Genomic DNA, 13,280 nt, shown 5'->3' with positions numbered 1-13,280 from the left:
GAATAGGAGTTGCCCTCTTAGCGATCTGGGCGGCTTTACGCCTCACGCCAGGTTGCCGCTTTATTCCGGGCACGATGCTTTCACGACCTTACACCAACACCCTTCTCCGACAGAGAACCATAAGTTCTCGTCGCCTCGCACCACGAGAACGAGAAATGACGCTGCAGGAAGACACCTTCGGCTTACGCCCCACCAAGCATCACATGCACGCGCATTAAATGCGCATACACATACCTGCGCCATCAACCCCAGGCAAACCGGGGCATCTAGAGCGTTAACCATAAGCCCCTTTCGACGCAAGGGGTGATCACGAATACGACTTCAACGCACAACAAATCATGCCCTATACCAAATGACATCAATAGTCATATTTTATAGCCATTCGTGTCGGTTTTGCCCGATTCGTCTCTGTCTACAACGGGAAAACTGACCTCTTCTTGACATCCACACCAACTAGCACCTACCCTGCCAAAACATGCAGCTCGCCACGGGCTGTCTGGTAATACCCCTGCCTGGATGAGCTCTCCAGCCTGAAGGCCTGGGCCTACAACTGAATCTGCGCCTACTCGTCTACTCAGAGAAGCGGAAGCGCGCAAGACTAAGAGCCAAGTTGCCCTGCTACCGAAGTGGGTGAATGACTCTGCGTTAGCGTGCCATAAACCAATTCTCAACGCTCCAAAGGTCCAAAGGGTAGCTCGCATCCCCACGAAAGGCTTCGGTGGCTCAATGGCAACTTCTTCAGGAAACTATGGACGACACCTCCACAGCAAACAATTGGAGACGCTCGAACGGTCACTCAAAGACGCTCTGGCAATCGTGCAGGCCACGCCGCGCGAAAACCTGAGGCCCCAGGACTGGCTGGAGACGGCAGCCCAAGTCGGCACGCATCTCGCCGAATCACGCGATGCTCTGGCTGAAGTTCGTCAAGACATCATCGGTGGCGCCCGCACGGCGCTCCTTCTCTACTTCCGCAGCCACCCCGGGGAAGCTCTCTCGCCGCATCAGTTGGAGGGAGTCGCGGCCATCCGTGCATGGGCGCGACGCATCCGAGAACTGCGCGAGGTCGGCTGGGGCATCGACACCCTCGGCTCAGGAGCTGGTGCCCCGTACCGCCTCACCGCGCCCCACTTGGATGAGTCCGTCGCCTCTAGCGAGGAGACCATCGAGTCCATCGGCGGTACGAACCCCGGGGAGAGACTGATCGAGTACCTCATCCACATCAGTCCGTGGCCAGCGAGCCCGCAGCAACTCGAACGAGTCGCCAAGACGCCTACGTGGCGGCAGGAAATCCGAGAGCTAGTTGATCAGGGATGGCTGATTCAGTCGCACGACGACGACTCTGAGATCCCGCCGGGCCACTACCGGCTCGCGAACCTTGAGGCCTAGCCGGCAAAGTTCCATCCAGCCCGCACGATTGTCGTACCTCTCTGGCATAAACGTCCTGCAGTAGCGATCTCTCATGTTCGTGAGGAGAGCGAATCTCAGTGGTTAGTCCAAACAAGGCTGGACACGCCGGCCTTTCCGGTTGGGCAGGCGAGGACAGCCCGGTTTCGCAAGTTGTCCTGGCACAGTCTGAAGCCTGCCTCCAGTCCTACGAGGCCAACGCCGCTCTGATCGAGGAACACGCGAACATCGAGACCTCCGTAAGGGAGGGGGGTTACGGACACCGGCAGCTGTACGAGCTGATCCAAAACGGCGCCGACGAGCTGCGGTCGAGCTCGAACGGACTCATTCATGTAGTGCTTACGGCGGACACGCTGTATTGCGCGAATCTCGGAAAACCGATCGCTCCTACGGGAGCTGGGACCATCCTGGCTTCACACCTGTCTCGTAAGCGAGGCGCGGAGATCGGCAGGTTCGGTCTTGGGTTCAAGTCCGTCCTGAGTGTCTCCGATCAGCCGCAATTCTTCAGCCGCACCGGCTCCTTCGGCTGGTCGGCAAACCGCTCTCAGGCCCGGATCCGGGAACGCGTTCCCGGATCCGGGCCCACGCCGGTACTCCGTATCGCCCATCTGCTTGATGCAGAGCAGGAACGCGCGTCGGACGAGACGCTTGAAGAACTGATGTCCTGGGCCACCACCGTGGTCAAACTTCCCCTGTCCAAGACCGACTTCGCGGATCGCCTAGCTAAGGATCTGCGGGAGTTCCCCGCTGTATTCGCAGTGTTCTCTCCACACGCCGGCCACGTGATCCTTGAAGACCGTCGAGGCATCCCCTACCGCAGGGAGATCACGGTGAGCGGCCGGGACGATCACCGGTCGCTGCGTGTCATTGAGAACGGTCGCGAGCAGGACTCCGCGGAGTGGAGGGTCTTCGAGACCAGCTTCCATCCATCCGATGAGGCATGGGCGGACGCGGGCGAATACCGCAACCGTGTCGAAGTGCCGATCGCGTGGGCCGTACCGTCCTCCAGATTGGGGGATACAGGGAAATTCTGGGCGTTCTTTCCCACGACGTACGAGACCACTCTTCGTGGTGTCCTGAACGCTGCGTGGAAGACCAATGAGGACCGTCAGCACATTCTTGAGGGCAACGCCTTCAACAGGGTCCTGATGGAGGAGGCTGCTCGACTGGTCGTCGCCTCCCTGCCAGCCCTTGCCAGTCCCGAAGACCCTGCGCTGCCACTGATACTGATGACCGCGCGCGGACGGGAGACACGTAACTGGGCAGACAAGATGCTTACCGAGCTTGTCCATGAAGAGGCCGCACGCAACCTCTCTCTGCCTGACCAGACAGGGAACTTCCGGTACCCCAGCGATATCAAGATTCATCCCAAGGACCCCAGCAAGGAAACCCACGCAGTTGACAAGCGCTGGAAGACATGGGTGGAGAGGTGGGCCGATTATCCCGGTCGCCCTATCGAATGGTGCCATCCCTCCGTCGAGAGATCGACGACGCGTCGATCCCGCGCTGACGCGCTGATGGAAACGGCAGGCACCAAGCCCAGCACCGTACAGGAGTGGCTGGAGGCCCTGGTCTCCGACGGCACCGCCGCTGCTTCCGCAGTTGCGCTGTCGATCGTGGCAGAGATGGTCGCCGAAAACCACTCCTATGCGAAGGAGGCGCTCCAGTCCGCGGTTCTGCGAACAGCAGACGGGCGAATGGTTCCGCCGCAGGGGAAGAGCGTCTTCCGACGCACCCCGATGGATCCTCCGACTGAGGACACTGTCTATGTCGACCCGGAGCTGGAGGACGATCCCGCCACTTCTCGATTCCTCGACATCCTCGGGATCCGGGAGGCAGACTCCTTCGGCCGTTTCGCCGCGGCCGTCTCCGGAGGCTTCCTCTCCTACCGAAACTCTGACTGGGATCGGCTCTGGCTACTTGCTCGACAGACTGGAGCCGAACGTGCCGTCGAGCATCTGAGTAGCCGGGGCGTGAGTTCAGATCTCAAGGTCCGTACACCCTCGGGAACGTACAAGCCGCTGAGCAAGTGCCTGCTCCCCGGTGCCGTCATCCCTTCCGGAAGCCCTGATGACGGAGACTTCGTGGTGGATGAGGACTTTCACCACGATGACATGGAGATGCTCCGCTTGCTAGGCATGTCCGATATCCCGAGCGCAAGCGTGGCCCCTTCCTCTGCCTTGTGGTTCGACGACTACCGCTCACACATGATCGAGCGGTACTACAGGACTTTGCCGGCGGACGCTCGCAGACCGCAGCAAGGCAAGATCAGGGTTACGGGCCCCGACCCTGCTGGACATCTAGGACTCCTGTTCGACCTGACGCCGGCTGCTCGGTCTCGATTCATTCAGAACCTTCCTTCTGAGGGACTGGTAACGACCTGGACGGCCTACGCCCTTACGCGTGCAGATGATGCCCCTCTGTCCGTACCGTCGCCACTGGTGTGGGTCATCGAGCAGAGCGGCAGGCTGACCACGTCGATGGGGATTCGGCCTATCTCGGACTGTGTCGGTCCAGGCCTGAAGGAACACTCCCGCGTCCTACCGGTTGCGGACATCGATCCGGGCCTTGCGCGTGCCCTCGGACTTCCCAACACCTTGGAGGGCATCAAGGGGACTCTGTGGTTGTCCCTCCTCAACCAGGCTCTCGCGAGTGAGACCCGTGTGGAGTTGGGCATCCTCTATTCGATCGCAGCGACACAGCTGAGCGCGCCCGCAAGAATCCGCTGCCAGCAAAGCGATGAGTGGATCACCTGTCCGCCGGCGAATGCGGTCGCCACCGCGGACCCCACTCAGTATCGGCGCCTAATGGCCGGTGGCCTTGCCGCGATTCTCGTGCCGGAGTCAGACGATGTAGCACTTCTCGTAGACCAGTGGGGGATGAAGACCTTCGACGAGGTCTACATCACCGAACTCCGCGCGACGCATCAGGGTCAGCCAATCTCGCTGGAGGATGTGTTCCCGCAGCTTAAATTCGAGCCGGGACGCCCCCTACGGGGCTTGTTCCTCTTGCGCTGCGACGCGTTGGAGCAGCTCGTTCGCACTCCTGCGGGCCAGACCTCGGAACCGATTGACATCGGCCGACGTGACGAGACGATCTACTGGCTTGATCGCGGCGACGATCTAGACCTGCTCCGCGAGCTGAACCACCTGCTCAAGCTGGGACTCTCGGAGGAGCGCTGCCGCCAAGTGCTCCAGCACCGAAAGGACGTCCAGCGGGACCAACAGATTGTTAAGGTTCGAGAACTATCGGACCTCCGGGACAAGCTGGTGGCCATGCTCAGTGGTGACGTTCTCCGCGAACGACTGCCACTTGGCCTGGTCGATGCCGTCGAGGCAGAGGAAGGACGGATCGACGACCGAACCATCGCCGAACTGGCACTGGCCGTGTACGGCGCCGGTGTCCTGCGGGAGTTCCGGCAAGAGCTGGAAGAGCGAGGCTTTCCTGTGCCGACCCAAATGGCCGGCAGCCATCAGGCGAGGGCGTTCGTATCTGATCTCGGCTTCCCGACCGAGTACGCCGGTTTCCGGCAGCCCAGCCTTGAGCCTGTACTCACGGTCCAAGGTCCGGTGGATTTCCCGGCCTTGCACGACTACCAGGAGCTCATGGTCGGTCGCATCCTGGAGGTTCTTCAGAGCCGACCAGCTCAGCGAGGAATGGTCAGCCTGCCCACCGGAGCGGGCAAAACACGAGTCGCCGTCGAGGCGATCATTCGGCGGCTGCGATCGCTCCCTCCTGAGGCGGTCTCCATTCCGATTCTGTGGGTGGCGCAGACAGAGGAGTTGTGCGAGCAGGCCGTACAGACCTGGCAGCTGGTGTGGCGACACACCGGTCCAGCTCAGCAGCTGACCATCAGCAGACTGTGGAGTACGAACGAAGCCGATCCTGTTGAGGAGGGGTACCACCTCGTCATCGCCACCGACGCCAAGCTGGAAAGGGCCATCGACTCCGACAGTTACGCATGGCTACGCGAAGCTCAAGCGGTCACCGTCGATGAAGCGCACGCATCAATCAGTCCGCGCTACACGCAGGTCTTGGCTGCCTTGGGCCTGACCCCGCATCGGTCTCGATGTCCTCTGATCGGACTGACCGCAACAGCCTTCCGTGGAACCAACACGGTCGAGACGGACCGCCTGGTGGCTCGTTATGGGGGGAACCGACTCGATCATCATCGGGACGGCACGGAAATTCTGGGTGCCGAACCGTACGCCACGCTGCAGCAACTGGGCGTGCTGGCTCGGGTCAAGCACGAGGAACTCCCTGGGGCCAGGCTGGATCTCAGCTCTCGGGAGCGGGACTCACTCGAAACGATGCGTCGGCTGCCCGCGTCGGCCGAGGAACGCCTCGGCCACGACACCCTTCGCAACCGCATTCTGATCGACAAGGTCCTGTCGTTGCCGGACGACTGGCCGATCCTGCTTTTTGCCACTTCGGTCAATCACGCCCAGACCATGGCGGCGCTCCTCACCCGCAAGGGGATCTCCGCCGCCGCGGTATCGAGCGACACAGACCTCGGCCAGCGCCGGCATGCGATCGAACAGTTCCGGCGGGGCAGGATTCGGGTCCTGGCCAACTACAACGTCCTGTCGCAGGGGTTCGATGCACCTGCCACACGTGCTGTGATCGTCGCCCGCCCCACTTACAGCCCCAACGTGTATCAGCAGATGATCGGCCGAGGTCTTCGTGGTCCCCTGAACGGCGGCAAAGACGAATGCCTCATCGTCAACGTGGCAGACAACATCGCCCAGTACGGCGAGGAACTCGCATTCCGTCAGTTTGAATACCTGTGGAAGAGCCGATGACCGACCAAGTTCAGTTGACGGAGCAGCAACGGCAACTCGTCGAAGAGCCTGCAACGGCTCACCTCTTGGTGACGGCTCCTGCCGGCACCGGCAAGACCCTTTCGTTGATCCGCCGCCTCGCATACCTCATCGACGAGGAGGACCTCGAGCCCTCTGAGCTTCTGGTTCTCAGCTTCTCCCGCGCAGCGGTCCGTGAGGTTCGAAACCGACTTGGCAAGTTCGGAACCACCGCCGCCCAGGTCGAGGTTCGAACGTTCGACTCCTACGCGACATGGCTGCTGTCCGAGGTCACCCCAGACGGCCCCTGGCAACGTCAGGGTTTCGACCAGCGGATCCGTGAGGCAACCCGGCTGATCAAGGAAGACCCCGACGCCGCAGAACTGACCAGTGAGATTCGACATCTCATCGTGGACGAGGTCCAGGACCTTGTCGGCGATCGTGCAGAACTTGTGAAGGCGCTTCTCGGTAACGCACTTGAAGGCTTCACCCTGCTAGGCGATCCGGCCCAGGGCATCTACGGCTTCCAGCTTGATGACCCGAAAGAACGTTTGGCAGGTGCCGCACGACTCTACGAGGAGGTGCGTAGTCGCTTCCGCGACGATCTGGTGGAGATCTCACTCGCGGGCAACTTCCGTGCTCGCGAACCTGAGGCCAAAGTTGCGCTCGCCTTCGGCGATGCACTTGGCGCGGTGGACGCGCCCTTTGCCGACGTTCAGCGCGGCCTGCGTACCGCCCTTCTGGCCGGCGACTCCCTTGGCACGCTGGACCAGGCAGCGCCTGTTCTGTCACGCATGACGACGTCGACGGCGTTGCTGTGTCGAGCCAACGATGAAGTCCTCCTGGTCTCACGACGCCTACACGAGCTTGGCGTACATCACCGTCTACAACGTTCCGCCCAGGACAAGGTCATCCCCTCGTGGATGAGCGCGCTCTACCGCGAGCTCGATTCCAAGCAGCCTGCGAAGGAGGTCGTCCTGGAGGTTCTCGGGGAGGCTGGCGCAGAGCCAGAGGAAACCTGGGAACTTCTCCAACGTATGAGTCGAAACCGTCGAAGTGAGACCCTCGACCTGACGGCCGTCCGAAAGCAGTTGGTCCGCGGGGACTTCCCTGATGAGCCCACACTGCAGTCTGCGGAGCAGATCGTCGTCTCCACCATCCACCGAGTCAAAGGCCTTGAGTTCGATCAAGTCGTCGTCGTTGACCCAGGCGATGCACCGGACGACGACCCCATCGAGCAGGCCGAGCGTGCCCGACTGATGTATGTGGCGATGACTCGCCCTCGCGACCTGCTGATACATGTGAAGCCGATCGGCAAGCTCACCGCTGGCTACCTCAGGAAGCAGAGCGACGGACGGTGGGCCGAGCTTGGCTTCAAAGCGGGCCGCCATCTCGGCATGGAGATCCGCCCCGACGATGTGAACGCGGAGGAACCTGCTGGCACGACCGGCTTCCACGACGATCCGCGCACGATCCAGAAGTACCTGGCACTGACCGTGCGAAGCGGCGACGCTGTCACGCTCGTCCAGATCCCACGATCTCCCTCGGACGAAGCCCCCAGATACGTTGTGAAGCACGCTGATCATGGCATCGGGGTGACCAGCGAATCCTTCGCCAGGGCGCTGAAGGCACTTCTACCCGGTCACGACCGCAGACTGCCCTCCAGCATCAAGGATCTTCGGGTGGACAGTGTGGAAACCGTGATCGGTCGCGAGGCCGCAGGTCTTAATGCCAGCCTCGGCTGGTCAGGTGTATGGCTGCGGCCTCGGATTACAGGGCTGGGCCGTTTCGAGTGGGGTGGAGAGCAGCCGTGAGTTTCGATAAGCACTACGCGTTCCGAAGCGAACTGGTTGCTCGGTTGGAGCAAGACCTGATCGGTCCAACCGGGTCCATCGAGGAGATGATCACAGACCCGCCTATCACCAAGTACGCGGCGGGCATCCTGTTTCCTCAGTCGCAGGACAGCGTCGCCGACGCCAACGCATTGGACGACGAGCCGGAGAGCAGGCATCCAGGCGACGCTCCTGACCCGGCCGTGACCCTGGCCAACGTGCGCTACCCGTCCTCGATGGGATTGACTTTTTCTGTCGACGTGACAGTAGCGGATTCGATCCTCGTTGAGGTGGAGGCCGCACGCTATGTGGCCGAGAGGACTGTCGAAGGACGTCGGAGCCGCACCAGAACTGTGGCGGAGGAGTCATGGCGACGCAGGAACATCGCGATAGAACCCCAAAGCATCAGGGTCTCCGTGGCAGGTACACAACGGGCAGAGCTCGCGGACAATCTGGAGCTGTTCGTTCGAGTACGGCCGGCGAGCCGTGGTGGGGTCTCCGCCATCACGCTGGCGCTCCTCAACCGGTTCCAGTCATCGAGTAACTCCGCCGACCGAGATGCGATGGCTTTCTTCCAGCCACGTATCACGGTCAGGGGATTGAATGGATGTTCTCCCTTCGTAGAGCGTCCGTCACTTGGTTTCGCGGATACGGATGGAGAACTCAACTCGTACAGACTGCTCTACCGGCATGCACCAACCTTCGCCACCGGCCACGGCTGTGCTGTGGAGTGGGAGCCTGCCGAGATCGCCATCAATGACATGACAACGGCCCCCTCTACCAGCTGGATCCGCACAACATTCGTTCCCGCCTACGATCTTCGGTTGGCAGACTCCAACCCGACGATCGATGTGGCACGGCTTGGGATGCAGCGACTTGCCACGGCCTCCGATACCGAAGTCATCTCTGCTCTCAAAGCCCTCACCTCGGGCTACCGGGACTGGATCGAGCATAGGAGTGAGCAGGTTCAGAGCATCACCGTTGACAACCTTCGGAAGACCGCCAGGGAGCACCTGGAGAGGTGTAACACGGCCTGCGATCGGATGGACGCGGGAATCGAACTCCTCTCAGACCCGGCGGATCCAACCCCCATGGAGGCCTTCCGGCTCGCGAATCGAGCCATGGCCATGCAGCGTGCCCGAACAGAGTGGCTGAGATCCCCGACTCGGGAGTCGACATCACCCGACGAGACCACAGGCGTCTGGCGTCCCTTCCAGATCGCCTTCATACTCCTCTCAATCCACGGGATAGCTGATCGTGGGTTGGAGGATCGCGAGGTCGCGGACGTACTGTGGTTCCCCACAGGTGGTGGAAAGACAGAGGCATACCTTGGACTGATCGCCTTCTCGACGTTCCTGAGGCGGCTCCGGGATCCGCGAAACGGCGGTGGAGTTACCGTCCTCATGCGTTACACGCTCCGTCTGCTGACTGTTCAGCAGTTCGAACGTGCTGCTCTCCTCATGTGTTGCATGGAAGGGCTGCGGCGAGACGCAGTCGGCCGTCTCGGCCAAACCGATATCTCCATTGGCATGTGGGTGGGCCGTGGATCCACGCCCAACACGTTGGACGAGGCCAAGCGCTCGCTGCGCAAGCTCGCCAAGAACGAAGAGGTCCAGGAGGAGAACCCCGTCCAGATTCGGTCATGCTGCTGGTGCGGAACCGCGCTCGACCACTACAACTACAAGGTCGTCGATGATCGGCTGGTAATAGCCTGCGGGACAACGGGCTGCGACTTCTCCGGCGGGCTTCCGATCCATGTCGTGGACGACACCATTTACGCTGCCCGCCCCACTTTGATCATCGCCACCGCGGACAAGTTCGCCGGGCTTCCCTGGAAACCGGAGATCGGCAACCTCTTTAACCACTTCAGCACCGAGCCGCCACCAGAACTGATCATCCAGGACGAGCTGCACCTCATCTCCGGACCACTGGGAACCCTGGCCGGCCTCTACGAGACAGCTGTCGATCTGATCGGTAAGCGCCCCAAGGTGGTGGCGTCAACAGCCACCATCCGCCGTGCCGTACAGCAGGGCCTCGCCCTGTTCGATCGCCGTGTGGAACAGTTCCCCCCACCAGGACTGGACGCTCGCGACTCCTACTTCTCGGTTGAGACGCCGCCCTCTCGCAAGGCGAGCAGGCTCTATGTGGGCTTGATGGCGCCGGCTACTAGCCAGACCAGTCTCATGGTGCGCACCTACGCGGCGCTTCTCCACCACGCCCAGGCGATCGAGGGAGATGCCACAGTCCGCGATGCCTATTGGACCCTTCTGGGTTACTTCAACAGCCTGCGACTTCTCGGTGGTGCCAAACTTCAGGTCCAGGACGACGTCACCGATCGCCTCGATCTCTTGAGTGAGAGCCTCGGCCAGAAGAGACGCGACATCGGGCGCGACATCGAACTGACCAGTCGAGAGCCTTCGAGCGCCATACCCGGCCATCTGCAGGACATGGCCACGCCATACCCGGATGCCCTGGGGGTGATCCTTGCCACCAATATGATCTCTGTCGGCGTCGACGTGGATCGCCTCGGCCTCATGGTGGTGATGGGACAGCCGCAGTCCACGTCCGAGTACATCCAGGCGACCAGCCGAGTTGGCCGGAAATGGCCAGGGCTTGTGGTCACACTGTTCAACTCAGCCCGATCCAGAGACCGCTCTCACTACGAAAACTTCACCGCTTACCACTCCGCCCTGTATCGACAGGTGGAGGCCACCAGCGTGACTCCGTTCTCTGCGCGGGCCCGCGACCGCGGACTGCACGCCGCCATCGTCGGCCTGGCCCGACTGATGATCCCCATGGCACGCCCGAAGGAAGCCGCCGCATTCATCGCCGACTTCGAGAACGATCTTCGTGGGATCTGCGACCAGATCCTGGCCCGCGTGGAGCGGGTAGCTGGCCAGGACGAGCGAGACCTGACCGGCAAACAGATCAACGAGATCATCGCCCAATGGCGTGAGGCCGCAGAGGCGGATCCGGCGCTCATCTACGGCACCTACCGCCAGCCCGGACTCCTGGTCGACGCCGGCCGCTGGGATGAGTCGGACGATCAAATCGCCCATTCCTTCGCGACGCTATGGAGTCTGCGTGACGTGGACGTGGAGTCGACCCTCTATCTGGCCAGGGGAACACGGTGAAGGGGAAGCCCATTGGCGGAGTACGCCGCGCCCAGCTCATCACCACCTACGGGGTCGGCTCCCTGATAGCGGTCGGGAGCGAGTCGTTCATGGTCGCAGGACTCGACCGCTGGCCTGAGCTCGGCCCCTACGACCAGACCATTCGCGAGCGCAGGCTGGAGAAGGAGTTCGGAGTGCAATGCTTCCGGCTCCCTCCTGCGGCCGACAGCGACAAGTACGGCGACGTCCCTGTCATTCGATTCCCGGAGATCCAGTCCTGCCCTGGATGTAACCGGCTCGCGAAGGCGAAGTTCTTCGGCGCCACCCGCAGTCCGGCCAAGTGCAAAGAGTGCGATCGCGAGCTGGTGCCGTCGAGGTTCGTCGTGTGCTGCACCGCGGGTCACATCGACGACTTTCCCTACTTTCGCTGGCTTCACAAGGGCGGTGGCTTCATCGGGAGTGAGACCCAGAAGCACGATCTGAAGCTGAAGGCGACCGGTCGCTCGGCTTCACTCGGCGACATCGAGATCTCGTGTTCATGCGGTGTGCGTCCCGTCACGATGGAAGGCGCCCTCAGCAAGGGCGCTCTGAAGGGCATCAGCTCGTGCACGGGAAGACGCCCCTGGTTGGGCGATATGCCGCAGGAAGACTGTGAACAGCTTCCGCGAGCGATGCAGCGTGGTGCATCTGGCGTCTGGTACTCCGACGTACGTTCCGCGCTTTCGATTCCGCCGTGGTCTGAAGGTGTCCAGAAGCTGGTGGAGCGCAACTGGAAGTCCCTACGAAAGGCCCCTGACCTTCGCGAGCGCATCGAGGAGTTGGACCTAGCAAATCATCGCCTGTTCAGCGTTGACGAGATCATTCAGGCCGTCAAGAGACGGCGCCAGGACGAGGCCGGCCACACGGACATTTCCGAAGCGGCGTTGAAGTTCGAAGAGTATCAAGCGTTGACCAGGACAACCGAAGAAAAACCCGGGAAGCAGGACTTCGTCTGCGTGCCCTGGCACGACGACTCCGCTATGACGGAACTCGCCGTCGACCAGGTGATGCGGGTCAAACGACTGCGCGAGGTTCGCGTACTCCGAGGCTTCACCCGCCTGACCGGGCCAAGTGCGGCAAACCCAAGTCAACGTGCCCCCCTCTACACCGCCGAGAATCGACCCGACTGGCTTCCCGCGATCGAAGTCATCGGAGAAGGAGTCTTCCTTCGTCTGGATACCGATCGGCTGGTCGCCTGGGAGTCACGCCCTGAGGTTCTGGCACGCGTCGCTCCCGTCGATGCCGCCTACCGAGAGCGTTTTGCACGATTCGGCCTTACCCCAGACAGGGAAATCACTCCACGCCTAGTCATGATCCATACACTCGCTCACGCGATCATCAATGAGTGGAGTCTCGACTCCGGGTATCCGACCGCCTCCTTGCGTGAACGCCTCTACGTGTCGGACAAAATGTCAGGGTTCCTCATTTACACAGCGACTAGCGACTCCGCCGGAAGCCTCGGTGGCATCGTGGCGCAAGTCGAATCCGGAAATATCACCTCCTCGATCCGTACGGCCATCGATCGAATCTCTTGGTGCTCATCCGATCCTCTATGTATCGAGTCGGACACCAGCGGGACCGACAATCTGAACCGCGCCGCCTGCCACTCATGCGTCCTACTTCCGGAGACAAGCTGCGAGGAGTTCAACACCCTCCTAGATCGCGCTTTGTTGATTAGCACACCTGATCAACAAAATTTGGGATTCTTTCAACATGAATAATCTTCATATTGGTGCGCCCCTATGGACGCACTAAAGGGGACAAGCACGAGTGTCAACCTCCCCGAAACGTAGAGACGGTCCTATTCCATCGCGGCCCTCATCAGGACCGTTGACGTTTGCCTCTTCTCGATCATCTGACGCTCGAATGTGATAGGCGGCAGACCGTCGTTGACGCTGTGCCTCCTACTTGTGTTGCAGAGTCGGTGATCCAGGTTGCGATCTTCACGCGGGCCTCGGCCCGAGTGCGGAAGCGCTGCAGGTGCACGTACTCGACCTTGAGCGTGCTTTTGAACGCCTCGGCGGCGGCGTCGTCGGCGTGCAGGTCCTGCGTGATCCGGGGCGGGCCCTAGGTGCCGCCCGATGCCTCAAACA

Annotated in this window: 5 protein-coding genes; all 5 read left to right on the top strand. The window is 61.5% G+C overall.

Annotation, left to right across the window (positions count from 1 at the left end; all coding sequences use genetic code 11):
* Window positions 1-726 precede the first annotated feature (726 nt).
* The 5 genes from ACQP1V_RS03550 to drmB all read left to right on the top strand — a co-directional run bounded on the left by ACQP1V_RS03550 (window position 727) and on the right by drmB (window position 12,908).
* The gene (locus ACQP1V_RS03550; protein WP_433418749.1) at window positions 727-1,386 is read left to right on the top strand and encodes a hypothetical protein; all 660 of its coding nucleotides are present in this window, start codon (window positions 727-729) and stop codon (window positions 1,384-1,386) included.
* Window positions 1,387-1,484: 98 nt separating this feature from the next.
* The gene (locus tag ACQP1V_RS03545) at window positions 1,485-6,206 is read left to right on the top strand and encodes a DEAD/DEAH box helicase (RefSeq protein ID WP_433418747.1); all 4,722 of its coding nucleotides are present in this window, start codon (window positions 1,485-1,487) and stop codon (window positions 6,204-6,206) included.
* The gene (locus ACQP1V_RS03540) at window positions 6,203-8,017 is read left to right on the top strand and encodes a UvrD-helicase domain-containing protein (protein WP_433418745.1); all 1,815 of its coding nucleotides are present in this window, start codon (window positions 6,203-6,205) and stop codon (window positions 8,015-8,017) included. Before ACQP1V_RS03545 ends, ACQP1V_RS03540 begins: the two co-directional genes overlap by 4 nt.
* Window positions 8,014-11,169, top strand: a complete 3,156-nt coding sequence (locus tag ACQP1V_RS03535) for a helicase-related protein (RefSeq protein WP_433418743.1) — start codon at window positions 8,014-8,016, stop codon at window positions 11,167-11,169. The genes ACQP1V_RS03540 and ACQP1V_RS03535 overlap by 4 nt, the downstream gene beginning before the upstream one ends.
* Window positions 11,166-12,908: a DrmB family protein gene (drmB, locus tag ACQP1V_RS03530; RefSeq protein WP_433418741.1), complete on the top strand. Its 1,743-nt coding sequence runs from the start codon at window positions 11,166-11,168 to the stop codon at window positions 12,906-12,908. Before ACQP1V_RS03535 ends, drmB begins: the two co-directional genes overlap by 4 nt.
* Window positions 12,909-13,280: the final 372 nt, after the last annotated feature.

The sequence above is a fragment of the Microtetraspora malaysiensis genome, assembly GCF_050947145.1.
GTDB lineage: Bacteria > Actinomycetota > Actinomycetes > Streptosporangiales > Streptosporangiaceae > Microtetraspora_A > Microtetraspora_A malaysiensis.
Note: the sequence above shows the minus strand (reverse complement) of the source record. Positions and strands in the feature narration are given on the sequence as shown.